This window comes from Mycoplana ramosa, assembly GCF_041930185.1.
Lineage (GTDB): Bacteria > Pseudomonadota > Alphaproteobacteria > Rhizobiales > Rhizobiaceae > Mycoplana > Mycoplana ramosa.
On sequence record NZ_JBHEEW010000017.1, the window covers coordinates 80,232 to 104,395 of the forward strand.

The 24,164-nt window shown below is 63.2% G+C and carries 21 protein-coding genes; 6 read left to right on the top strand and 15 right to left on the bottom strand.

Annotation, left to right across the window (positions count from 1 at the left end):
- Nucleotides 1-41: 41 nt before the first annotated feature.
- The gene (locus tag JNC62_RS19395; RefSeq protein ID WP_374840941.1) at nt 42-509 is read left to right on the top strand and encodes a group III truncated hemoglobin; all 468 of its coding nucleotides are present in this window, start codon (nt 42-44) and stop codon (nt 507-509) included.
- A gap of 7 nt (nt 510-516) precedes the next feature.
- Here the strand turns inward: JNC62_RS19395 and JNC62_RS19400 are convergent, their stop codons facing one another.
- The 3 genes from JNC62_RS19400 to JNC62_RS19410 form a co-directional block, all read right to left on the bottom strand.
- Entirely contained in the window at nt 517-1,428 is a 912-nt protein-coding gene (locus JNC62_RS19400; RefSeq protein ID WP_374840943.1) for an EamA family transporter, read from the bottom strand.
- Between the two features lie 206 nt (nt 1,429-1,634).
- Nucleotides 1,635-2,300, bottom strand: coding sequence for a YiaD family glycine zipper/OmpA-like lipoprotein (locus JNC62_RS19405; protein ID WP_374840945.1), 666 nt, complete (start codon nt 2,298-2,300; stop codon nt 1,635-1,637).
- A 136-nt stretch (nt 2,301-2,436) separates the two neighbouring features.
- A complete protein-coding gene (locus JNC62_RS19410; RefSeq protein ID WP_374840946.1) occupies nt 2,437-3,462 on the bottom strand; it encodes a histone deacetylase family protein in 1,026 nt (341 codons plus the stop codon).
- A gap of 530 nt (nt 3,463-3,992) precedes the next feature.
- Between JNC62_RS19410 and JNC62_RS19415 the strand changes: the two genes are divergently transcribed.
- Genes JNC62_RS19415 through JNC62_RS19430 form a run of 4 tightly spaced genes read left to right on the top strand, consistent with a single transcriptional unit; the run spans nt 3,993 to nt 9,298 of the window.
- A complete protein-coding gene (locus JNC62_RS19415) occupies nt 3,993-5,591 on the top strand; it encodes a peptide ABC transporter substrate-binding protein (RefSeq protein ID WP_374840948.1) in 1,599 nt (532 codons plus the stop codon).
- A gap of 54 nt (nt 5,592-5,645) precedes the next feature.
- Nucleotides 5,646-6,569, top strand: a complete 924-nt coding sequence (gene oppB, locus JNC62_RS19420) for an oligopeptide ABC transporter permease OppB (protein WP_374840950.1) — start codon at nt 5,646-5,648, stop codon at nt 6,567-6,569.
- Nucleotides 6,562-7,695: an ABC transporter permease gene (locus tag JNC62_RS19425; RefSeq protein ID WP_374840952.1), complete on the top strand. Its 1,134-nt coding sequence runs from the start codon at nt 6,562-6,564 to the stop codon at nt 7,693-7,695. The genes oppB and JNC62_RS19425 overlap by 8 nt, the downstream gene beginning before the upstream one ends.
- Before the next feature lies 1 nt (nt 7,696).
- Nucleotides 7,697-9,298 carry an ABC transporter ATP-binding protein gene (locus JNC62_RS19430; protein ID WP_374840954.1) on the top strand — a complete coding sequence of 534 codons (1,602 nt, stop codon included), beginning with the start codon at nt 7,697-7,699 and terminating at the stop codon, nt 9,296-9,298.
- Between the two features lie 68 nt (nt 9,299-9,366).
- Here JNC62_RS19430 and JNC62_RS19435 read toward each other — a convergent pair whose 3' ends face one another.
- Nucleotides 9,367-9,609 carry a hypothetical protein gene (locus JNC62_RS19435; protein ID WP_374840955.1) on the bottom strand — a complete coding sequence of 81 codons (243 nt, stop codon included), beginning with the start codon at nt 9,607-9,609 and terminating at the stop codon, nt 9,367-9,369.
- A 208-nt stretch (nt 9,610-9,817) separates the two neighbouring features.
- On the opposite strand from JNC62_RS19435, the gene JNC62_RS19440 reads away from it, so the two are divergent.
- A complete protein-coding gene (locus tag JNC62_RS19440) occupies nt 9,818-10,498 on the top strand; it encodes an HAD-IA family hydrolase (protein WP_374840957.1) in 681 nt (226 codons plus the stop codon).
- Nucleotides 10,499-10,636: 138 nt separating this feature from the next.
- On the opposite strand, the gene dnaJ is transcribed toward JNC62_RS19440, so the two are convergent.
- From dnaJ to JNC62_RS19495, 11 genes are all read right to left on the bottom strand, one after another.
- Nucleotides 10,637-11,770, bottom strand: a complete 1,134-nt coding sequence (dnaJ, locus tag JNC62_RS19445) for a molecular chaperone DnaJ (protein WP_374840959.1) — start codon at nt 11,768-11,770, stop codon at nt 10,637-10,639.
- A gap of 243 nt (nt 11,771-12,013) precedes the next feature.
- Nucleotides 12,014-13,927 (bottom strand): molecular chaperone DnaK, encoded by a 1,914-nt coding sequence (gene dnaK / locus JNC62_RS19450; RefSeq protein ID WP_374840961.1) that lies wholly within the window; start codon nt 13,925-13,927, stop codon nt 12,014-12,016.
- Between the two features lie 281 nt (nt 13,928-14,208).
- Nucleotides 14,209-16,428 (bottom strand): transglycosylase domain-containing protein, encoded by a 2,220-nt coding sequence (locus JNC62_RS19455; protein WP_374840963.1) that lies wholly within the window; start codon nt 16,426-16,428, stop codon nt 14,209-14,211.
- Nucleotides 16,429-16,549: 121 nt separating this feature from the next.
- A complete protein-coding gene (locus JNC62_RS19460) occupies nt 16,550-17,104 on the bottom strand; it encodes a tyrosine-type recombinase/integrase (RefSeq protein WP_374840964.1) in 555 nt (184 codons plus the stop codon).
- A 166-nt stretch (nt 17,105-17,270) separates the two neighbouring features.
- On the bottom strand, nt 17,271-17,873 hold the full coding sequence (locus tag JNC62_RS19465; protein ID WP_374840966.1) for a hypothetical protein: 603 nt from the start codon (nt 17,871-17,873) through the stop codon (nt 17,271-17,273).
- Nucleotides 17,874-17,995: 122 nt separating this feature from the next.
- Nucleotides 17,996-18,283: a hypothetical protein gene (locus tag JNC62_RS19470; RefSeq protein WP_374840967.1), complete on the bottom strand. Its 288-nt coding sequence runs from the start codon at nt 18,281-18,283 to the stop codon at nt 17,996-17,998.
- Nucleotides 18,284-18,720: 437 nt separating this feature from the next.
- A complete protein-coding gene (locus JNC62_RS19475) occupies nt 18,721-19,515 on the bottom strand; it encodes a crotonase/enoyl-CoA hydratase family protein (protein WP_374840969.1) in 795 nt (264 codons plus the stop codon).
- Entirely contained in the window at nt 19,512-20,384 is an 873-nt protein-coding gene (locus tag JNC62_RS19480; RefSeq protein ID WP_374840971.1) for a hydroxymethylglutaryl-CoA lyase, read from the bottom strand. The genes JNC62_RS19475 and JNC62_RS19480 overlap by 4 nt, the downstream gene beginning before the upstream one ends.
- A 311-nt stretch (nt 20,385-20,695) precedes the next feature.
- Complete coding sequence (locus JNC62_RS19485) at nt 20,696-21,157, bottom strand: BA14K family protein (protein ID WP_374840973.1); 462 nt, start codon at nt 21,155-21,157, stop codon at nt 20,696-20,698.
- A 91-nt stretch (nt 21,158-21,248) separates the two neighbouring features.
- Entirely contained in the window at nt 21,249-22,199 is a 951-nt protein-coding gene (locus tag JNC62_RS19490; RefSeq protein ID WP_374840975.1) for a lysylphosphatidylglycerol synthase transmembrane domain-containing protein, read from the bottom strand.
- A 330-nt stretch (nt 22,200-22,529) separates the two neighbouring features.
- Nucleotides 22,530-23,921: a M20/M25/M40 family metallo-hydrolase gene (locus tag JNC62_RS19495; RefSeq protein WP_374840977.1), complete on the bottom strand. Its 1,392-nt coding sequence runs from the start codon at nt 23,919-23,921 to the stop codon at nt 22,530-22,532.
- Nucleotides 23,922-24,164: the final 243 nt, after the last annotated feature.

Sequence of the window (24,164 nt, forward strand, 5' to 3'; positions counted from 1 at the left end):
GTGCCATTGCCGGGTCAGCGCGCTCCGACTATCTTGTCTCGATGGATAGCGCCACAGACAACCGCCGCTCGCACTTCGAGGAAATCCGCGCCAGAGCCGCGGACGAGATGGGCCGGATCGGCGTGACCGGCGCATTTATCCCCGTGCTCGTCGAAACTTTCTATGGCCGCGTGCGCGCTCATCCCGAACTTGGGCCAGTGTTCGACGCGCGCCTCTCCGGCCGATGGCCGGAACACATGGAGCGGATGAAACGCTTCTGGTCTGCCGTTGCCTTCAAGGATGGCGGCTATGACGGCAAGCCGGTGATGGCGCACCAGGGGGTCGCCAACATCAATCCGCCGCTGTTTCAGGTCTGGATGAGCCTCTTTTCCGCAACGCTGGACGACATCGCACCGTCGCAGGAAGCAAAAGCCTGGTTCATGGCAACCGCAGAGCGGATCGCGCGAAGCCTAGTGCTGTCACTGTTCTACAACCCGGCCAATGATGACCCGGCCCTGAAGCAAGCCTAAGACTTTTCTAGGCGCGCTCCGGGTTCACGCTAATCGTGACACCGGCACTTGCCGCCACGACCAGCGCGGTGCCGAGCATTTGCAGCGGCGCCAGCGGCTGGCCGAGGATCAGGAAGCCGGAAAGTGCGCCGAATGCCGGTTCCAGACTCATGAGGATGCCGAACGCGGTGGTCGGCATCCGCCTGAGCGCTATCATTTCCAGGGCATAAGGAAACAGCGGGACGAGGATCGCCAAGCCCAGCATCGTCGACAGCACGGTCGGCGACATCATGTTCGGCACCTGCAGCAGCCCGACCGGAGCGCATGCGATGGCAGCGACGAGCAAAGACATCGCCAGCCCTTCCAGCCCCGAAAAAAGCCGTCCAGACTTCTGCATCAGGATAATGTAGCAGCCCCAGCCCACGCCGGAGCCGGATGCGAGCAAAAGCCCCACGGTATCGATGCTCCAGCTCTCGCCATTGTGGCAGAGAAGCACGACACCGACGAGCGCTGCGGCCGGCAAGGCCAGCCGCCAGCCGATGAGACCAAAGCTTGCCACTGCCAGCGGTCCGAGAAATTCGATCGCGACCGTAAGGCCAAGCGGAATGCGCTCGATCGCGGCGTAGAAGCAGACCGTCATCGCCGCCATGGTGATGCCGAGCAGGATCGCGCTTTTCCATTGCGCGCTGCTGTAGGAAAGGATCGGCGGGCGCAGCACCGCCATCAGGATCAGTGCGGCGAACAAGAGGCGCAGGAAGCTTGTGGCGAACGGCCCGTAGGCCGCTATCATGTCGGTTGAGAGCGCCGACCCAATCTGCACGCTCGACATCGAAAGCAGGCAGAACACGACACCACTCGACAAGCTGGCGCGATCGGACGGCACTCCGCGCATGGCGGTGCCGATTTCTCCCGTATCGCTCGTCCCTACCCTTTGATCCATCGCAGCTCCCTCCGCCCGGCCCTTCTACCGGAGGGGCTGCTGCTCTTCAAATTGATAGTGGTGAGCTCAATGCTCAATGAAACTGATGGGTGGAGCGGCGTGCGTGGAGCAACGACACGCTCCGGGAGGCGCGGGAGCGGGTTTGCGCAATTGGCTTGAGTCACCGAGGAGCGCACGTGTCCATGCGCCCCTCGGGATTGGGGTCATCAACCCTGGCGCAGCGGCGAGATCGAGATTTCGACGCGGCGGTTCTGGGCGCGGCCGGATTCGGACGCGTTGGAGGCAATCGGCCGTTCCTTGCCATAGCCCATGGCCGAGATGCGGCGCTGGTCGACGCCGCGCGAGCCGAGATAGTTTGCAACGGAATAGGCGCGCCGCTCCGAGAGCCCCTGATTGTACCCGGCCGAACCGGTGGAGTCGGTATGTCCGTCAACGTCGATCAGTGACTTGTCGAACTTGCGCAGAACGATCGCGACCGAATCCAGCGTCGGATAGAAGCCCGGCACGATCTGGTCCTGGTCGGTGGCGAAGGTGATGTTCGACGGCATGTTGAGAATGATGCGGTCGCCGGCGCGGGTGACCGACACGCCGGTGCCCTGCAACTGCGCGCGAAGCTCGGCTTCCTGGTTGTCCATGTAATTGCCGATCGCGCCGCCGGCGAGCGCGCCGACGCCAGCACCGATCAGGGCGGCATTGCGCCGCTGCACCGGGTTGTTGCCGACCAGAAGTCCGGTCGCAGCACCGAGGCCCGCGCCGATCAGGGCGCCGCCGGCGGTGTTGGAAACCTTCTGTTCCCCAGTATAGGGATCGGTCGTGGTGCAGGCGGAGAGATAGATGGCGGATAGCGAAACGATTGCAATCTTCTTGTACATGAAAACCTGATTCCCGAGCGGTTGACTTGATTCTGCTTCAAACTTGCGATTGCGGCAGGAACATGAAGGGCCGCGGACTGTCCCCATCTTCCGCCGCCCCCGACCGGGAGCGGCGCGCAAATAAACAGGGTCGGTGTCAGCCTGCCACACCCTTCAGCACGTTGGCGACGTTCAGTCCGATCTCCGGAACGCCGTAGCCACCTTCCATCACCACGAGCAACGGCACCCCGCTGGCGGCGATCGTGCGGCCCATCGTGATGTAGTCCGGCGAGGTCAGCTTGAAGAAGGAGATCGGATCCTGCTCGAACGTATCGACGCCGAGCGAGACGACGATGGCCTCGGCCCCGAAGGCGGCGATGCGCTTCAGCGAATCCGTCAACGCCTCTCCCCAAACACTGTAGGGCGTGCCGCGGCCCATCGGATAGTTCGCCGTGGTGCCGGCGCCGGCGCCCTTGCCGGTTTCCTCCGCATAGCCGAGGAAGTGCGGAAAGGCTTCCGCGGGGTCACCATGCAGCGAGGCAAAGAAGACGTCGCCGCGCTCATAGAAGATGTCCTGGGTGCCGTTGCCGTGATGGAAATCGACGTCGAGGATCGCGATCTTCTTGGCGCCCTTGTCGAGCAGGCGCTGGGCGGCGACGGCGGCGTTGTTGATGAAGCAGTAGCCGCCGAACATGTCGATGCCGGCGTGGTGCCCCGGCGGGCGGCAGAGCGAGAAGGCGGCCTTGTGGCCGGCGGCGATGAGATCGGCGCCATCGATCGCCGACGCCATGGATGAAAGCGCGGCTTCCCAGGTGCCGGGCGAAATCGCCGTTTCGGCGGCATTGCAGTAGTAGCCGATCTGACCTTCGATATCGGTGGGGATACGCGGCGAAGTGCGGCGGACAGGAAAGGAAGTGGCGATCGCCTCGCCCTTGTAGCCGGCGGCCTTCCAGCGGTCCCAGGCGGTCTCGAGGAAATTGAGGTAGCCGGCATCATGAACCTTGAGCACCGTCTCGAGCCCATGCCGGGCCGGAGCGACAACGTCGTCGAAACCGGCCTCCTTTACCGCAGCGAGGATCCATTCCGCGCGGAACGGTGCCTCGAACGGCGGCACGAGTTCGCCGCCATAGAGTTCCGTCTTGGCGTTCCTCAGTTTGTGATCCTCGGAAAAAATAACGCGCATTCCCATATGCTCCCCTGCGTTGGTTGCGCGGACGTTAGCCTTGAAGCGCCGCTTGTGGCAAGGCGCGACAAATCGGGTGTGCGGATTTGCGACATGATGGCCGTTTCCACACGCTTGCCACCCGCCGTATGATCTTTGCTCGTACCACACGGGCAAACGACCGCCAAGATGATGGACCTACCCAGAGTAGCATGCGACAGGGTTACAGGCTCCGCGCCGACAGCCGCCGACCGGAAGAGCGCGCGCAGCAAATGGCGCAATCACCGCCGCCACAATTTTCACATATTACGCGGACGACAGCCGACCATTCCGTTTCTTGCGTCGACAGCTCTCCCTGGCCTTTAGCGGAAGTGGTCGAGCCGTCCGCGACGGCTTGAACCGGACCGCGCCGGCGATGCAATCAGGACGTTTAGCCAGAGCCGATCGAAGCAAAGAATTGGCGATATACGTCGCAAAATCCCTTGCTTTCCCGAAACAACTGGAATTCACTCCGCCATATCGATGCAAAATATATGGGGAGGAAATAAAACATGGCATCTCGTCTTCTCAACTTTCGCGCGGCACTTGTGCTTGGCGCTGTCCTGCTCGGCAGCAGCCCGGCCCTCGCCGAGGCGGTCCTCCATCGCGGCAATGCCGGTGAACCGCAGACGCTCGACCAGGCGCACACCTCGATCAACATCGAGGAATTCATCCTGAAGGACCTGTATGAGGGCCTGACGATCTATGACGCGGCCGGCAAGATCATCCCGGGGGCGGCCGAGACCTGGGACCTGTCCGACGATGGCCTGACCTACACGTTCAAGCTGCGGGCGGACGCCAAGTGGTCCGACGGTTCGCCGGTCACCGCCGAAGACTTCGTCTTCTCCTACCAGCGCGTCGAAGACCCGAAGACGGCCGCCGGCTATGCCAACATCCTCTACCCGATCAAGAACGCCGAAAAGGTCAACAAGGGCGAGATGAAGCCCGAGGAGCTCGGCATCAAGGCAATCGACGAGAAGACCGTCGAGATCACGCTTGAGCGTCCGACGCCCTTCTTCCTCGAGCTCTTGGCACACCAGACCGCGCTGCCGGTCTCCAAGGCCAGCGTCGAGAAGAACGGCACCGACTTCGTCAAGCCGGGCGTGATGGTGTCGAACGGCGCGTTCAAGCTGGTCAGCCACGTCCCGAACGACAACCTCGTCGTCGAGAAGAACCCGAACTACTGGGATGCTGCCAACGTCAAGCTGGACAAGGTCGTCTTCTATCCGATCGACGATCAGGCCGCCTCCGTTCGCCGGTTCGAGGCGAAGGAAATGGACCTCGTCTACAACTTCTCCGCCGACCAGATCGACCGCCTGCGCGGCGCCTATGGCGACCAGGTTCATGTCGCCCCGGCACTGGCGACCTACTACTACGTCTTCGACACCCGCCAGGAACCCTACAGCGACGTGCGTGTCCGCCGCGCACTCTCCATGGCCGTCGACCGCGACTTCCTGGCGAAGGAGATCTATTCGGGCGCCCAGATCCCGGCCTATTCGATGGTTCCCCCGGGCATCGACACCTACGGCGATCCGTCCAAGGCCGACTTTGCCGACATGTCCCAGCTTGATCGCGAGGACAAGGCGATCGAACTGATGAAGGAAGCAGGCTACGGCGACGGCGGCAAGCCGCTGAAGATCGAGATCCGCTACAACACCAACCCGAACCACGAGCGCGTGGCGACGGCGGTCGCCGACATGTGGAAGAACACCTTCAAGGCCGATGTCTCGCTGGTGAACCTCGACGTGTCCTCGCACTACGCCTACCTGCAGGAGGGCGGCAAGTTCAACGTCGCGCGTGCCGGCTGGTCTGCCGACTATGCCGACGCCGAGAACTTCCTGGCGCTCAACCTGAGCTCCAACAAGACCTTCAACTACGGCCACTACGAGAACCCGGAATATGACGCGCTGATGCAGAAGTCCTACGACGAGCGCGATCCGGTCGCCCGTTCGAAGGTCATGCACGAAGCCGAGGCGATGCTGATGAGGGACCAGCCGGTCGCTCCGTTCATGACATCGGCCGATCTCTGGCTGGTCTCCGGCCGCGTCAAGGGCTGGAGCGACAATGCCGCCAACCAGCATCTGAGCCGGTTCCTGAGCCTTTCCGAGTAACGAGAAGAGGCGGCGCGCAGGGCACCCCGCGCGCCGCCTCGCAGGAGCACGGGCATGATGTCCTTCGTATTGCGCCGCCTGGCGAGCGCGGTGCCGACGCTGTTTATCGTCGTCACCATTTCCTTCTTTCTGATGCGGTTTGCCCCCGGCGGACCCTTCAATCTCGAGCGTCCGCTGCCTCCGACGACCATGGAGAACCTGATGCGGACCTATCAGCTCGACCAGCCGCTCTGGCGCCAGTACGCCACCTACCTCACCAATGCCGTCAAGGGCGATTTCGGCCCCAGCTATGTCTACAAGGACAACACCGTTGCCGAACTCATCGGCAAGGGCCTGCCCTATTCGATGGAACTCGGCTTCTATGCGCTGCTGCTCGCGCTGATCGGCGGGGTCCTGATGGGCACGACCGCGGCCTTGCGGCAGAACAGTGCGCTTGATTTCTCCATCATGTCCCTGGCGACGGTTGGAACGACGGTGCCGAACTTCGTCGTCGGTCCGGTCCTGACACTGATTTTCGCAATCGTGCTGTCGTGGCTGCCGGCCGGCGGCTGGGGCGACGGCTCGTTGCGCTTCCTGGTCCTGCCCATGATCGCGCTGGCCCTGCCGCAGCTTGCCGTGTTCGCCCGCCTGACCCGCGGCTCGATGATCGAGGCGCTGCACGCGGACCACATCCGCACGGCCAAGGCCTATGGCCTGCCGTCGCGCGTCGTCGTCGTGACCCACGCCATGCGCGGGGCGCTGTTGCCGGTCGTGTCCTATCTCGCCCCCTGTGCCGCAGCGCTTCTCACCGGCTCGGCGGTGGTGGAGACGATCTTCACCATTCCCGGCGTCGGCCGCTACTTCGTGCTCGGCGCGATCAATCGCGACTATACGCTGGTGATGGGCACGGTGATCCTCGTCGCCATCTTCGTCATCGCCTTCAACCTGCTGGTCGATATCCTCTACGGCCTTCTCGATCCAAGGGTTCGCCATGACTGACATTGCCGCAAGCCCGACGCACGAGAGGCCGAAAACGGTCAGCCGAAGCCTGTTCCAGCTCGCCCTCATCCGCTTCCGCCGCAACAAGGCGGCGATGGCCGGCTGCGTGACGCTGTTGCTGATCGCGTTGTTTTCCTTCGTGGGGCCGCTGTTCGTACCCCATGCCTACGACCAGGTGTTTCCTTCCTACGTCTCGGTTCCACCGAGCCTGCAGCCGCGACCGGACACGTCGACACTCCAGGAGGCGATCGAGGGTGTCGCCGCGCGCGCCCGGGTGAAGCTCGACAGCTTCGCCGTCGACGGCCAGACCTTCACCGCGACCATCAGCGCCAACGACCCGATCGATCCCCGCGCGACGCGCTATTTCGACCGGGCGAACGAGTTCCGCGACACGAAGGTCGAGACCACGGAAAACGAAGGGCGCACCCTGAAGCTGACCGGACAGGTCAATCGGGACTATTTCCCGTTCGGCACTGACTCCAATGGCCGCGACCTGCTCGTCCGCGTGATGCTCGGCGGCCAGATATCCATTGCCGTCGGGCTGCTGGCGAGCCTCGTCTCGCTCGGCATCGGCGTGACCTACGGTGCGACGTCCGGCTATATCGGCGGGCGCGTCGACAACGTGATGATGCGGCTCGTCGAAATCCTCTATTCGTTGCCCTTCGTCTTCCTCGTCGTCGTGCTCGTCGTCTTCTTCGGCCGCAGCTTCATCCTGATCTTCCTGGTGATCGGCGCGGTGGAGTGGCTGGACATGGCCCGCATCGTGCGCGGCCAGACGCTGACGCTGAAGCGGCGCGAGTTCGTCGGCGCCGCCGAGGCGCTGGGTCTGACCGATGCGCAGATCATCCGCCGCCACATCATTCCAAACACGATCGGTCCGGTCATCGTCTTCGTCACCGTCGTCGTACCGAAGGTGATCCTGCTGGAAAGCTTCCTTTCCTTCCTCGGTCTCGGCGTCCAGGCGCCGCTGACGAGCTGGGGGGCGCTGATCTCGGAAGGCGCCAACAACATCCAGTCGGCGCCCTGGCTGCTGATCTTCCCGTCGATCTTCTTCGTCGCGACGCTGTTTTCGCTAAACTTCGTCGGCGACGGGCTGCGCGACGCGCTCGACCCCAAGGACCGCTGAGATGGCAGACAACAACGAAACCATTCTCGCCATCCGCGACCTGAGTGTGAATTTCACGACGCCCGACGGTGTCGTCGACGCGGTCAAGGGCATCGACCTGGACGTCCGCGCCGGGGAAACGCTGGCCGTGGTCGGCGAATCCGGTTCGGGCAAGAGCCAGACCATGATGGGCATCATGGGCCTGCTCGCCAACAACGGCACGGCCGGTGGCTCGGCGAAGTATCGCGGCAGGGAGCTGATCGGCCTGCCGCCGGCCGAACTGAACAAGGTGCGCGGCGCCAAGATCACGATGATCTTCCAGGAGCCGATGACGTCGCTCGATCCGCTTTACACGATCGGGAGGCAGATCGCCGAGCCTTTCGTTCACCACCGCGGCGGCAGCTACCAAGACGCGCGCAAGCGCGTCCTGGACCTGCTGGAACTGGTCGGCATCCCCGAGCCGGCGCGGCGGATCGACAGCTATCCGCACGAGCTTTCCGGTGGCCAGCGCCAGCGCGTCATGATCGCCATGGCCTTGGCGAACGAGCCCGATATCCTGATCGCGGACGAGCCGACGACGGCGCTGGACGTGACCATCCAGGCGCAGATCCTCTCGCTTCTGCGAATGCTGCAGCAGCGGTTCGGCATGGCGATCGTGCTGATCACACACGATCTCGGCATCGTCCGGCATTTCGCCGAGCGGGTTGCGGTGATGCGGCGCGGCGAGGTCGTGGAACAGGGCGAGACCGCGACGATCTTCGAGCGGCCGACCTCCGACTACACGAAGATGCTGCTCGCGGCCGAGCCGCGCGGCCGCAAGGCGCCGCCGGCCGAAACGGCACCCATCGTGCTGGAAGGCCGTGACGTCACCGTGGACTATCAGATCGGCGGCGGGCTTTTTTCCAGCCGCTCCTCCGTGTTTCGCGCCGTCGATCGCGTTACGCTGAGACTGCGCGAGGGACAGACGATCGGCATCGTCGGGGAATCCGGCTCCGGCAAGTCGACGCTGGGGCGCGCGCTGCTGCGGCTCATTCCAGCCGCGGGTTACTATCGTTTCGGCTCAACGGATATCTCCGGCTTCGACCGGGCGCGGATGCGGCCGTTGCGACGGGAAACGCAACTCGTCTTCCAGGACCCTTACGGCTCGCTGTCTCCACGGCAGACGGTGGGCGAGATCGTCACCGAGGGTCTGTTCGTGCACGAGCCGAGTCTCAGCAAGGCCGAGCGAGACCGGCGCGCGGTGGCAGCCCTCACCGAGGTCGGCCTCGATCCGGATGCGCGCAACCGCTACCCGCACGAATTCTCCGGCGGCCAGCGCCAGCGCATCGCGATCGCCCGGGCGATGATCCTGAAGCCCCATCTGGTCATCCTCGACGAGCCGACATCCGCTCTCGATCGCTCGGTCCAGGGTCAGGTGATCGACCTGCTGCGGACACTGCAGGCCAGCCACAAGCTTTCCTACATCTTCATCAGCCACGATCTTTCCGTGGTGAAGGCGATGTCGGACTATGTGATCGTCATGAAGGACGGCCGCATCGTCGAGGAAGGCGATACGGACGCCATCTTCGAGGCGCCGCGCGACGCCTACACCAAAGCGCTGATCGGGGCCGCCTTCAATATCTGAGAGCGGGTCATTGCGACGGACGCGGGTGGAAGCCCAACAGGTCAACGGCAATCCGCTCCGGATTGCCGTTATCGACGGTTCGGGCTCGGCTCGGGATAGGAATAGGGCTGCCGCTTGTCCGGGTCGTCTGCCCGGAACAGCTTGAAGCTGAAGGTGGAGCTCGACTGCATCGCTTTGGTCATGCTCGTCTTGCCATGGACGATCGTCGGCAGATCGTAGGACTGGTCTTTGTCGTCGTCGGCCGAATCGGCACGAGCAATGCCCACCATAAGAAGGCTTGTCAGCGTGAAGGTCGCCACTGCGTATTTCATGTGATCCTCCGCCCGTTCGGAAGAGAGCCGCACCTCATCAGCAAAGAAATAATATGCAAGCCTTAACCGCGCCATAGCCTGGGCGTTGACAGTCTGTCGTTCGCTGCAAGGTCCCACTTGGAAACCGAGACCGGTTGCCAGCGGCCTGATGGGAAGCTAAGCGAAGGATGCGAGCGCCGCTGCCGGCGCATATTTCGAGATCGGGAACGTGGACGCGCTTTTTTCTCCAGTCTTCGGCAAGACCTTTTCCGCCTTCCTTTTCGACATGGATGGAACCCTTCTCGACTCGACCGCTTCGACCGAGCGTGTATGGGGCAATTGGGCCCGCCGGCATGGGCTGGATGTGGATGCCTTCCTGCCGACGATGCATGGCAAGCGCGGCATCGATACGATCCGTGCACTGGATCTGCCCGGGATTGATCCGATCGCCGAGGCGCTGGAGATCGAGAAGGGCGAGATTGCCGATGTCGATGGCGTGGTCGCCATTTCCGGCGCCGTGGCGTTCCTGTCCGCCTTGCCCGCGGATCGATGGGCGATTGTGACATCGGCTCCGATTGCCCTTGCCCATCGCCGCCTTGCCGCCGCCGGCATCCCGATTCCGACCGTCATGGTCACGGCCGAGGATGTCAGGATCGGTAAGCCCTCGCCGGAAGGCTATCTGCTTGGGGCGAGCCGCCTCGGCGTCGAAGCGGGCCAATGTCTGGTGTTCGAGGATGTCGAGGCAGGGGTTCGGGCCGGCGAGAGCGCGGGCGCCAGCGTGGTGGTCGTGGCAGCCACGCACGGTCACGGCCCCAAGACGCCGCATCCGAGGATCACGGCCTATGACGATCTCCACGTGCGTGTCGATGTTGCCGGCATGTTGTCCCTGAGGCGCGTCGCAGCGGCGTGAGCAGCCCCGTCCTACAGGCAAACCGCCGGGCATTGGTGCCGATGGTGACGGCTCCGTTCTGGAGAAACTGCGTGTCTTGGCTGGGCATGAAAATGCCCGGTGGACCCGGGCATTCGTGATCTGTGACGGGCCGGTGTTTCAGCCCTCGAAGAATTCCTTCATCCGGGCGAAGAACCCGGTCGATTCCGGATTGTTCTCCTTGGAGGAAATCTCCTCGAACTCCTTGAGCAGTTCGCGCTGTCGTTTCGTCAGCTTCTGCGGTGTCTCGATCTGGATCTGGATATAGAGATCGCCGACCTGGGTCGATCGCAGCACCGGCATGCCCTTACCCTTGAGGCGGAACTGCCGGCCATTCTGCGTCCCCTCGGGGACACTGACGCGTGACTTCGTGCCGTCGAGGGTCGAAACGTCGAAGGTTCCGCCCAGCGCCGCCGTGGTGATGGAAATCGGCACGCTGCAATGCAGGTCGGCGCCATCGCGCTGGAAGAACTCGTGTGGCTTGACCGACAGGAAGATGTAGAGGTCTCCCGCCGGCCCGCCGCGCAGACCGGCCTCGCCTTCGCCGGCCAGGCGGATGCGCGTGCCGTCCTCGATGCCGGCCGGGATGTTGACGGAGAGCGAACGCTCCTCGGTCACGCGACCATGCCCATGACACTTCGTACAGGGATCGGGGATGATCGTGCCACGCCCCTGACAGGTCGGACAGGTGCGCTCGATCGAGAAGAAGCCCTGGGCCGCGCGCACGCGGCCGGCGCCCTGGCAGGTGCCGCAGGTCTGCGGCTTCGAGCCCGGCTTGGCACCGGACCCGGAGCAGACGTCGCAGCTGATCGACGTCGGTACGCGGATCTGCGCGGTCTTGCCGGCAAATGCCTCCTCCAGCGAGATTTCCATGTTGTAGCGCAGGTCTGCGCCGCGCTCACGGCCGCCGGAAGAGCGCCGCTGCCGGCCACCGCCCATCATCTCGCCGAAGATGTCCTCGAAGATGTCGGAGAACCCGCCGGCGCCAAAGCCGCCGGCACCGAATCCGCCGCCGCCCATGCCGCCGTGCTCGAAGGCGGCGTGGCCGTAGCGGTCGTAGGCAGCCCGCTTTTGCGGATCCTTCAGGATCTCGTAGGCCTCGTTGACTTCCTTGAACTTCACCTCGGCCGCAGCGTCACCGGGATTCTTGTCGGGATGATATTTCATCGCCATCTTGCGGAAGGCGCTTTTCAGTTCCTTCTCATCGGCGCCCTTGGCCACGCCCAGCGTTTCGTAGAAGTCAATCTTAGCCATATCACTGCCGCGCCCGTCTCATGGACGGTGTCTCGTTCGTTGAAAGGGGAAATGCCAGCCGTGCCCTGGTGTATCCGGCATCATGGTCCGAATGCAAGGCGGCGAAAGGAATGCGAGCAGAAGACACCATGATATCGTCACCGCAGTGAACGCGAAGCACCATGGCCGTGTCCTTCGTCTGTCTTCCGCCTCTGTTCTACCGGAAAGGCCGGCCGCGCCGAGCGCGGCCGGGAGCTTGTGCTGTTAGGAAGCCGACCGCTTGCGGTCGTCGTCGTCCTTGACTTCCTCGTAGTCGGCATCGACGACGTTGTCGCCTGCCTCGCCCGAGGACGCGCCGGCTTCCGCCTGCTGGGACTCATAGATCGCCTGACCGAGCTTCATGGAGACTTCCATGAGCGTGTTGGTCTTGGCCTTGATGTCCTCGGCGTCGGGCTCGGAAGCCTCGATGGCCGTCTTCAGGGCCGCGATCGCATCCTCGATCGCCTTGCGGTCGTCTGCAGACACCTTGTCGCCATACTCCGTGACCGACTTCTCGGTGGAGTGGACCAGGCTCTCGGCCTGGTTCTTGGCTTCGACCGTCTCGCGCCGCTTCTTGTCGCTCTCGGCATTGGCTTCGGCGTCTTTCACCATCTTCTCGATGTCGGCATCCGACAGACCACCGGACGCCTGGATGCGGATCTGGTGCTCCTTGCCGGTGCCCTTGTCCTTGGCCGAAACCTGCACGATGCCGTTGGCGTCGATGTCGAAGGTGACTTCGATCTGCGGTACGCCGCGCGGCGCCGGCGGAATGCCGACGAGGTCGAACTGGCCAAGCAGCTTGTTGTCCGCCGCCATTTCGCGTTCGCCCTGGCTGACGCGGATCGTCACGGCCGACTGGTTGTCTTCGGCAGTCGAGAAGGTCTGGCTCTTCTTCGTCGGGATCGTCGTGTTGCGCTCGATCAGACGGGTGAAGACGCCGCCGAGCGTCTCGATGCCGAGCGACAGCGGGGTCACGTCGAGCAGCAGAACGTCCTTCACGTCGCCCTGCAGCACGCCGGCCTGGATGGCGGCACCCATGGCGACCACCTCATCCGGGTTGACGCCCTTGTGCGGCTCCTTGCCGAACAGCTGCTTGACGGTTTCCTGAACCTTCGGCATGCGCGTCATGCCGCCGACGAGAACGACTTCGTCGATCTCGGCCGCAGAGACGCCGGCGTCCTTGAGGGCCGCCTTGCACGGCGCAATGGTGCGCTGGATCAGGTCGTCGACCAGTGCCTCGAACTTGGCGCGGGTCAGCTTCATCGTCAGGTGCTTCGGACCGGAGGCGTCGGCCGTGATAAACGGTAGGTTGATCTCGGTCTGCTGCGACGAGGACAGCTCGATCTTCGCCTTTTCCGCAGCCTCCTTCAGGCGCTGCAGGGCAAGCTTGTCGTTCTTCAGGTCGATGCCCTGGTCCTTCTTGAACTCGCCGGCCAGGTATTCGACCAGACGCATGTCGAAGTCTTCACCGCCAAGGAAGGTGTCGCCGTTGGTCGACTTCACCTCGAACACGCCGTCGCCGATTTCCAGAACGGAGATATCGAAGGTGCCGCCGCCAAGGTCGTAGACGGCGATGGTCTTGCCGTCCTTCTTGTCGAGACCGTAGGCAAGGGCGGCCGCGGTCGGCTCGTTGATGATGCGCAGCACTTCAAGACCGGCAATCTTGCCGGCATCCTTGGTGGCCTGGCGCTGGGCGTCGTTGAAGTAGGCCGGAACGGTGATGACCGCCTTCTCGACCTTTTCGCCGAGATAGGACTCAGCCGTTTCCTTCATCTTCTGCAGGATCATGGCGGAGATCTGCGACGGGGAATAATCCGTCCCGTGCGCTTCGACCCAGGCATCGCCGTTGCCGGCCTTGACGATCTTGTAGGGCACCATGCCCTTGTCCTTCTGCGTCGTCGGATCGTCGAAGGTGCGGCCAATCAGGCGCTTGATCGCAAAGAGCGTGTTTTCCGGGTTCGTCACAGCCTGGCGCTTGGCCGGTTGTCCGACGAGGCGTTCGCCATCCTCCGTAAAGGCGACCATCGAGGGCGTGGTGCGCGCGCCTTCGGCGTTCTCAATGACTTTTGCGTCCTTGCCGTCCATGACGGAGACGCACGAGTTTGTCGTTCCGAGGTCGATACCGATTACTTTAGCCATGTCATTCTCTCCTTGAAGCGAACCGCCGGAACCCAATCAGGCATTCGTTCGGCAGTCCCTAGTGGGATGGTAGTGCAGGAATTCGCGACGGAGGCCGCGTCTTCCGGCTATATAAGGATCAGCCTAGGTGACTGCAAGGCGTCAATCGTGCCGAAAAGGACGCGCAATCAGAAGGCTGAGGCGTCCGCAAATTGCCGCCATCGACTGAATGTGGGAGTGCGCGGCAACTCCGTCAAGGCCGCGCGCTGCAACTGATCCAGATGACCGTGCCGTCGGGACCGTCAGCCGCCAATCAGGACATCGAGCAGGGTGGAACGCCGCTTCACAGGCGGCGTTTGGCCGACCTCGGCCGGCGGAACCGGCAGGGCATTGCTGTCGATCGTCTCCGGCGTCGGAGCCGGGCTTTCAATCCCGGCACCCCGGGTACTGGTCCCCAGTGCACGCGCCACCATTTCCGCCAGCGTGTCCGGCTCGTCCTCGGCCGGCGCCGGCTGCACGACCGGAAGATCGCCGCCGGTCGTGCCGAACAGCGGCGAAGGCGACAGGCCCTCGTGCGCCGCCGTCATGAACCGGCTCCAGGTCTTGGCTGGCAGCCCGCCACCCGTCACCTTCTTCATCGACTTGCCGTCATCGTTGCCGAACCAGACCCCGGTCGTCAGATTGCTGGTGTAGCCGACGAAAAGCGCGTCACGGAAGGACTGAGTCGTGCCGGACTTGCCCGCCGCCTGCCAACCCGGCAGCTTCGCATTCCTGCCGGTGCCTTCGGTAATCACCCGCATCAGCATGCCGTTCATCATGGCGACGATCTCCGGCTCGAGGACGCGCGGAGGATTGTCGTAGGTGTTCTCGTAGAGCACCTTTCCTTCCACCGTGGAAATGCGGCGGATGATGTGCGGCGTTGCCTTGTAGCCGCCGTTCATGAAGGGGGCATAGGCGGACGTGAGCTCGACGAGCGAGACTTCCGAGGTGCCCAATGCAATCGAAGCATTCGCCTGCATTTCGGATTCGATGCCGAGCCGGTGCGCCAGCTTGATCACCTGATCCGGCCCCACCTCCATGACAAGCTGCGCGGCAATCGTGTTCAGCGAATTGGTGAGCGCGGAGCTTAAGGTCACCTGCCCACGATACTTCTGGTCGTAGTTTTCCGGGGTCCACTTGCCAATCTTGACCGGCGCGTCGTTGCGCACCGAAAGCGGTGAACGCCCTGCTTCGAGCGCCGCCGCATAGACGAATGGCTTGAAGGCCGACCCCGGCTGGCGCTTCGCCTTGGAGGCGCGGTCGAACTGGCTGGTGGCATAGTCTTTCCCGCCGACGAGCGCGCGGATCGCGCCGGTGCCGTCGATCGAGACGAGTGCCGCTTGCGAGGCATTGAGCTTTTCGCCCTCGGTCTGGATAACGGCCGTGATCGCTTCGTCCGCCTTTTTCTCCAGGTCGAGATCGATCGTCGTATCGACGACGAGATCCTCGGTGATGTCGCCGACCAGTTTCGGCACCTGATCCATGACGAGGTCGGCTGCATAATGTTCAGCCCCCGACCAGTAGCTCTTCGCCCGCGTCGGCGCCTGCGACATGGCGGTGGTGATTTCGCGGTCGGTGACGAAGCCGGCCTCGCGCATGGCACCGAGCACGACCTGGGCCCGCTCCTCGGCGGCTTCGGGATCGCGGGCGGGCGAAAGGCGCGACGGCGCCTTCAGGAGCCCGGCGAGCATCGCGGCTTCGCCGAGGTTCACGTCGCGCGCGGATTTGTTGAAGTAGCGCCGCGAGGCCGCCTCGACGCCATAGGCGTTGGAGCCGAAGAAGACCCGATTGAGATACATCGCGAGAATCTCGTCCTTGGAATACTTGTGCTCCAGCCAGAAGGCGAGCAGCACTTCCTGCACCTTGCGTTCAAGCGTGCGCTCCGGCGAAAGGAACAGGTTCTTTGCCAGCTGCTGCGTCAGGGTCGAGCCGCCCTGCACCATGCGGCCGCTGACGACGTTCGTCACCATTGCACGGGCGAGGCCGAGCGGGTCGATGCCGAAGTGGGAATAGAATCGCCGGTCCTCGATCGCGATCACCGCCTGGGGGATGTAGGGCGACATCTGTTCGAGCGACAGCGCCTCGCCGCCGGTGGTGCCGCGATTGGCAATCGGGCTGCCGTCGCGCGCCACGATCTTGACGTTGGGCGGGCGCACCGGGATCGACCAGCTCTTCGCACTGGGCATCTGGGCGCCGTAATAGAGGACCAGGGCACCGACGGCCATACCGCCCCAGATGCCGAGAACGATGCTCCAGTAGGTCAGGAAGCGGACAGCGCCGAGGAGACCGCCGCCGCGCGGCCCCCGTCTGGACGACGGCTTCCTGCGGGCAGAGGATTTGGATTTTCGCTTTGCCGGCTTCGCGCGGCGCCCGGCGGTGCGCGTCACGCGGTCGTCCTCGTCGATGCGCAAATCATCGTCGTCATAGTCGTCCTCGTCCTCGAAGGAGGGCTCGATCCGTTGTGATTTGCGCTGGCCTGCCATGCCGGGAGAAGACACCTTTCGTGATCGTGGGTGCGATGAACTGTAATTGCGGCGATTTAAGGGGTGGTTAAGGACGGATTAACGAATTCGCTATAGTTCTCAACCAGTTCCCCCTAAGCCGTTACCGCGCGTTACCGCTGCCGTTACCGTTCCGTTCTCGCAGCTTGATGCGAGATTCTGCGAACCGCTCGGCAGCTTCTTGTTCAGCACGGTCATATACCGATGCTGTTGTCTTGACGCTGCTATGGCCGGCGACCTTGGCAGCGTCATCGGTCGACGCTACGGACGCCCTTGCTTCAGTGATCGCGGATGCGCGCAAGTCACGTGCCCATACCTTCGGACTCACGCCAGCGGCTTTCCTATCATCTGCCCATCGGTCACTAATGGCCCGCGTCACATATGGCAGTCCGGTCGCCTCCGAAACAATAACCGGCCCGACTCGCCTCTCTGGTGGCCAATGCTCAAGCTCCTCTAGGACCATCGGTGCAAGCGTCAGCGGGTAAGTGACTGACTTGCCGGTGGTGTCTGAAGTCTTCGACGGTGTGAACCGCATGACGAGCTCATCGTCGATGTGGTCCCAGCGCAGCCCGAACCACTTCCTATCTCCTCCAGCATCGATCACATCTGAGAGCCCGCCTTGATCGATCGGCCACCATTGGCCAGCAACGTCCCACAAGCGAAGCGTGGTCTCGTAAACGATGGCGTATAGAAGGGCAGAGGACGGCCGCCCTGCAGCATGTGCCGCCTTCCTGATCGCGATTGCTTGTTCAGCGGTAATGACTGTCTCACGGCGACGTGGTTGCGGTAGATCTTCTCGAGCGGCCCGCAGGATTTCCCGAACTTCAATGCAACCATCGAAGCGGCAGAGGATCCCATGCTTTACCGCGGCTTCGACGATCGCCCTGCAGGTCGCAGCGGCGGCCAAGGCCGGGGACGGGCGGCGCCGAAGGCGGTGCGCAATCATATCCATCTTTCCGTGTACCCGGGTCTAGTGACCGGGTCACGGTAGATGGGTCTTGGTTCTGAGTTTTATGAACGCTATCGGCCGTAGCGTTCGGAATTCCCCGAACACTTGTGTTCTGGTTTTCCAGAACGCTAATCTCACTCTCCGTAGTGTTCGGGGTTTTATGAACACTACGGCCGTGCGCCCAATCGGGCACATAGCGGGAAGCCCTGCGTCCGGAACCCTTCTCCTGCGTCAGATAACCCCAGCTGACCAGATCTTTGAGGGCAGAGTGCACGTCACCGGTATAGAGGCCGATGCCGTCTGGATCGCGCTCTTTCAGGGTTGCAACAATGTGCCGGACACTGGCGAGGGCATCGCCATACTTTCGATGATACCAGTCCAAAATGAAGCCGTAGACTGCAAGATGCTTCCGCTTCATTCGCCGGTCCAACGGCGCGATGGTGGCCAGCCGAAACTTGTTCTCAAGACTATCGTCCATTGGCCGCCTCCAGCGCCTCGACAGCAAGAGCGGTCAGTCGCTCGGCAAGAGGCTTGCTGAAGCTAAACAGCCAACAGACGCTCCTTTCCGGAACGTTCACAGCGGCTAGATTGTGCTGAACATCACTCAGCCGCACGCTCTTCGTCGGTGGCGGACTGCTGTTGCTTCTTCAGAAGCACCAACTGTTCGGACGACATCTGCGGATCTTTCGATGTGCTTGCAGTCGTCGTCGTTTGATCGACGTTCGCCTTCGCGCTGGTCTGGTGATAGGCGCAGTCGGCCTGTGCCATCGGGGCGGACAAGCCAAGGGCGAATGCAAATAGAAGGATGTGCTTCATGGCCGTCTCCTTGTTTGCTGCGCCGATACAATAGCAGCGGCCGGTGAAAGTGGAAATCACGATCGCGCGCATCGGGCCACGCCCATCCTGGTTGAGACGGTGCAATCAGGGGGGCGCAGAAAATGCAACCTCCGCGTTAATCCGTCCTTAACCACCCCTTAGGGGCAAGCGATTGATTTGGCTTGCGGGCGTTACCGCAGCGATGAACTCAACCACCCTGCCGGCCTCTGCCGGCGGGCGCGCCTTCGTGCGCCTTGACCTTAGGAGACACCATGAAAGTTCTATATGTTCACCCCACCCGAGAAACCGGGAAGAGAGATTGCGTAGCATTCGTCGATGTCCAGATGAGTGACGATATGCGAATGTATGGGCTGCGCCTAATCCGCCATCCTGATGGCCGCTACACCATCTATGCGCCCCAGTGCGGCAGGCGCCAGGCCGCCACAAACCGAACGTCCGACACCAGCCTATTGAAGGTGTTTACCATCTGGCGGCAAGCGTGCCCGGCACTAGCGTGCCTGCACCTTCCACGACGGCGGTCGCTTTTCGATAAAGGCCGACAGGCCTTCGTGTGCCTCGACCGTCTGCAAAGTATCGGCAAGGCGCAACAGGGTCATTTCAATCAGTTGCTCATCAATCGGTCGGCCGACAGCCTGGACCAGTGCCTTTGTTGCGGCGACGGCCTCCGGTGCGGTGGAAAAATAGGGTTGGATCTCGGCCTCGATGGCCGCTTCCAGTCCATCCGGCTCGACGACGGTGTTCACAAGCCCCACGGACCGGGCTTCGTCCGCGGCGAAGATCCGGGCGGAGGTAAAGTAGCGAAGCGCAGCAGCGGAGCCGATCCGGGCAATCACGTAGGGGCTGATCGTCGCCGGGATGAGGCCGAGGCGGGTCTCGGTAAAGCCGAAGCGTGCCCCGGCTGCTGCAATTGCGGCGTCGCAGACGCTGACCAGACCGACGCCTCCGCCATAGGCCTGGCCGTTCACGCGGGCGATCAGCGGCTTCGGCAGTTCGCGAAGCGCCTTCAGCATCAGCGCAAGCTTGCGCGCCTCGACGATCCGCTGCGCCCTGGAGGCATCAACCTGCGCCCTCATCCATTTGAGGTCGGCGCCTGCGCAGAAACTCGCGCCCGCACCGGTGACGACCACCACGCGCACCTGCCGATCGGCCCCCAGCAGTGCGGCGGCGCTGGTCAAATCGGCAATCATCTCGCTTGAAAGGGCATTGTGCTGTTCCGGCCGGGCAAGCGTCAGCACCGCCACGCCCCGTTGATCAACAGCGATCGAAAGCGTCTCGAAAGTCATGGCCGGTTCCCTTCCGACATTCTCACCAGGTCGCGTGCGAAGTCCGCCGCGTCTGCCAGCAAATCCAGGTCCAGCCCGGTCGGATACGCCATCGCCTCCAGCATCCGGGCGACGGCGAGCGTATCGACGTTGCCCCTCGCCCCCGGCGCGTAGGGACATCCGCCAAGTCCGCCGACCGAGGCATCGAAGACCCGCAGCCCCATGTCGAGACTGGTCCGGATGTTATCGAGCGCGCGCCCGCCCGTGTCGTGAAAATGTCCGGCCAGCTTTTGTGCGGGCGCTCGCGCCAGAACGGCGTCCAGCATCGCGGCGATCTCGTCGGGCGTTGCGCGCCCGATCGTATCGCCAAGGCTCACCTCGTGACATCCGAGAGCGAACAGCCTTTCGGTGACATCTGCGACGGCCGCAGGTGGGGTCGGCCCATCATAGGGGCAGGCGACGACACAACTGACATAGCCGCGCATGGGAATGCCGTCGGCCCGCGCCGCCTCCGCGACGGACTCCAGGCGATGAAGACTTTCCGCAATCGAGCAGTTGATGTTCGCTCGAGAAAACCCTTCGGAGGCGGAAACGAAGATCGCCACCTCGTCGGCGCGTGCGGCCCGCGCCGCCTCATAGCCCTTGATGTTCGGCACCAGAACCGAAAAGCGCACGCCCGGGCGGCGGACGATTGCGGCCATCACCTCGGCGCCATCGGCGAGTTGCGGCACCCATTTCGGGCTGACGAAACTGGTCGCCTCGACGCGGCGAAAACCGCAAGCCGACAACCGGTCGATCAGGGCGATCTTTTCCGCCGCCGGAATGATCCGCTTTTCGTTCTGCAGGCCGTCACGCGCGGCCATTTCAACGATCTCGACGAAATCGCCCATCAGCGTTCCTCTTCGCCGGGTTCACCAACACCCTACCCTCGCTCACTTGGCCGGCGGCGGCAACGGTGATTGATGCAATCCCACCCCGTCGCGTGGCGCAGCAAACTCGACGCAGAGACGGCACCGCCGGTGGCAGCACGCTTGCGGATGAATCGAGACGGCCGAAACACGATGATCTTTTGTCATCATGCTTCGGCCGGAGGTTCAAACCGCAGCAAGCGGCATGACGGAAAGGTATCGCGGGACGGTCGATAATTCGCGGTACAGCGATGTCGCCGAAAAGAGCGGCTCGTGGCCGCTCTTTCGCTGGGTCAATAGTATGGCGACAGGCACTGCTGGCGCGGCCCATAATAGGGCTGGAACGTATTGTCGTAGGCCCGGTAGGAGCGGTAGCGTGCGGCGCACCAGTCGAAATGCCGCGGATTGACGCCGCCGCCGTCATAGTAGCGCGGCTGGCTGGCGACAGCGCCCCCGATCAGGGCACCGGCCGTAAAGGCGGCCAGCGGATACCAGTAGCCATCGTTGTAGCGGCGATAGCCCTCGCGATAGTGAGGATAGCCGCGATAGCCGCGGTAGTAACCGTGTCGATGCCCTCGGTCATAGTCGCGGCGATCGCGATAGCCGCGCCGGACGTAATAGTCGACATTCTCCACGGCTGTCGGAAGGGTCGCGCCAGCGCGGGGCATGGCACCTGCCTGTACCGGAACGAAAGCGGTTGCAAGCGTGGCCGCAGACAAGACGGCCGCCATGAGGCCTGTGACGAACTTTCCCATATCTTCAACTCCAAAAAGACTGACTTCTGAGAACAGTGATGGGCCTCTTATGGATTGATTGGCCTGAACAGAGGATGAACCGGCCTTTTGTTCATCCCTGATCGTCCTCGTTGGCCCTCATCTGGCTGTAGCGTGCGTGCTCGAAGACGAACACGGCACCCAGTCCCAACACGAAGGGGATGATCAGGTAGAAAACGCGAAAGACGGCGAGCGCTGCCAGAACGTCGACGGGCTCCAGTTCGGGGAGCGCTGCGATGAAGATGAGTTCCAGAACGCCGATGCCGCCCGGCGCGTGCGACAGGAGGGCGGCGGAGAAAGACGCAAGGAAGATCCCGAGCACGACCAGATAGCCGGGATTGCCAGCCGCGGGCAGCACGAAATAGATGATCGCCGCGGCAGCCAGTAGCTCGACCGGCGCGATCAGCAACTGCTGGAGGGCAACAGAGGGGCGGGGATACTCCAGGTGCAGCCAGCGCGTGCGGATCGGCCGAAACCCGACGAGGCTGCCGACGATGTAGAGGGCCACAAGAAAGAGGATAAGCACGCCGGTGGAGAATGCCGCCTCGATCGGCAAAAATGCTGCGAAGCGTTCGATGATTTCCGGCTCGATGATCAGGACAAGGCCGAACAGCACCGCAGTCCCCAGCGCGAAGGTGAACGAGCAGAAGGCGACAAGCACGCCGACCTCGCTGGCCGTCAGGCCCTTCGAGGAATAGGCGCGGTAACGCACGACGGCGCCGGAGAGCACGGACGCGCCGATGTTGTGCGCCAGTGCATAGGCGGTGAACGACGCCACGGTGATGAACCAGAGCGAGATGCGATGACCGAGATGCTCCAGCGCCAGGTGATCGTAGGCGGCCAGTGCGGCATAGGCCGCGACGGTTGCCGCGGCGGCGAGCAGCCAGCCGGAGGGTGGGATTGCCAGCAGGCTGTCCCGGAAATCGTGATACGAAAGCCCCTTGAGGTCGTGGTAGAGGATCCAGACGGAGAAGACGATGGCCACCGCTCCGACGGCGGGCCAAATGAGCTTGCCGAGTTTCATGTGACCGATAACCGTGCGTACGTGCTGTGGCCTGCCAGGATCAGCGATGTCTGCCGCGGCTTGTCCGGACTGGTGTTGCGCATGCGGTGTGCTTCCTCCCTACGTCTCCGCCTCGCGTTGCGGAGACGCCCCTTCACGCCGAATTGTTGGCCGCGAAATTAACCATCGTCGGCGGACAGGACAATGATGCGATCGAAAACCCGCGCAGGTTTGATCGATCGTGATCGGTCCGTGGCGAGCCTCTGCCTTGCGCTCAACTGATCGGATGGCGCAACCCGCTTTGGTCCTGCGGAAAGCCTTGCGCCATCGGATCGCAGCGTGGGGATCGCGTCAGCGGGCGCCGAGAGCCGCCAGGATCCGGATCCAGGAGCGGATGCCCTTTTCGAAGGAGCGCAGTTCGTATTTCTCGTTCGGCGAGTGGATCCGGTCATCGGACAGCCCGAAGCCGACGAGAAGCGATTCCATGCCCAGCATCCGCTGGAAATCGCCGACAATCGGGATGGATCCGCCCATGCCGATCATGACGGCGGGCTTCGGCCACTCCTCCGACAACGCGTCCTTGGCCTTGTTGAGCAGCGGCGAATCGTAGGGGAGGTGGATTGCAGGCGAACCGCCATGGGCGTGGAACGTCACCTGGCAGTCGGCCGGGATCTTTGAGCGGACATAGGCACGGAAGGTGTCGCGGATCCTGGCCGGATCCTGGTTGCCGACCAGTCGGAAGGAGACCTTCGCGGTGGCTTCCGCGGCGATCACCGTCTTGAACCCCTCGCCGGTGTAGCCCCCGACGATGCCGTTCACCTCGGCTGTCGGCCGCGCCCAGGTCAGTTCCAGGACCGAGCGGTCCTTTTCTCCCGCCGGGATGGAGAGACCGATCTCGCCCAGGAATTTTTCGGCCGTCTGGCCGAGCTTTTCCCAGGTCGCCTTGATGTGCTCTGGCGTTTCCTCGACGCCCTCGTAGAAACCGTCGAGCGTAACGCGACCGGATGCGTCGTGCAGACCTGCAAGAACATCGCTGAGGATGTGGATCGGATTTGCGGCAGCACCACCGAAATAGCCGGAGTGAAGGTCGCGGTCGGCCGCCTTGACGACGATCTCCTCGCCGACGAGGCCGCGAAGCCCGGCCGAGATCGCCGGCGTATCGGCGTCCCACATATTGGTGTCGCAGACCAGTGCGTAGTCGGCCTTGAGTTCAGCGGCATTGGCTTCGAGGAACGGCTTCAGCGAAGGCGAGCCGGACTCCTCCTCGCCCTCGAAAAGGATCGTTACCTTGCAAGGCAGCGCTCCGACCGTTTCCTTGTAGGCGCGGCAGGCCTCGACGAACGTCATCAACTGGCCCTTGTCGTCGGAAGTACCGCGGCCGGTGATGACCCGCCGTCCGCCGCCGATGTCGCGCACAGCCGGCTCGAACGGGTCGTTCTGCCAGAGATTGAGCGGGTCGACCGGCTGGACATCGTAATGACCGTAGAACAGCACGTGTGGCGCGTCGGGCGTTGCCCCGTCGTGATGGGCGACGACCATCGGATGACCGGACGTCTCGCGCACGTTCGCGTCGAAGCCGAGGGAGCGAAGCTCTGCCACCAGCCACTCTGCACCGCGCAGAACCTCGGCCGAGTAGGCCGGATCGGTCGATATCGTTTTGATGCGCACGAGTTCGAACAGGCGATCGAGACTGGCGGGAACATTCGCGGCGGCGTGGTCGAGTACGGGTAACAGATTGGTCATGGTCGAATCCTTCTTTCCGGCCGGACCATAGCGCATGCCGATGCGGATCGGAATCGATTTCCAACCGGCAAGCGCGACCCGTCGGACGAAAAGAAAAAGCCGCTGCGGACGGGAGGCGCGTCCGCAGCGGCTTTTGCGAATTGTGGACAAAGGCCCGGAGAGGGGGATAAGGCCTTTGTCCTATAGTCTGGCGCGGCGGGGGACAGGCCGGGATGCCAGACCACGGCTTGATCAGGTGCCGAT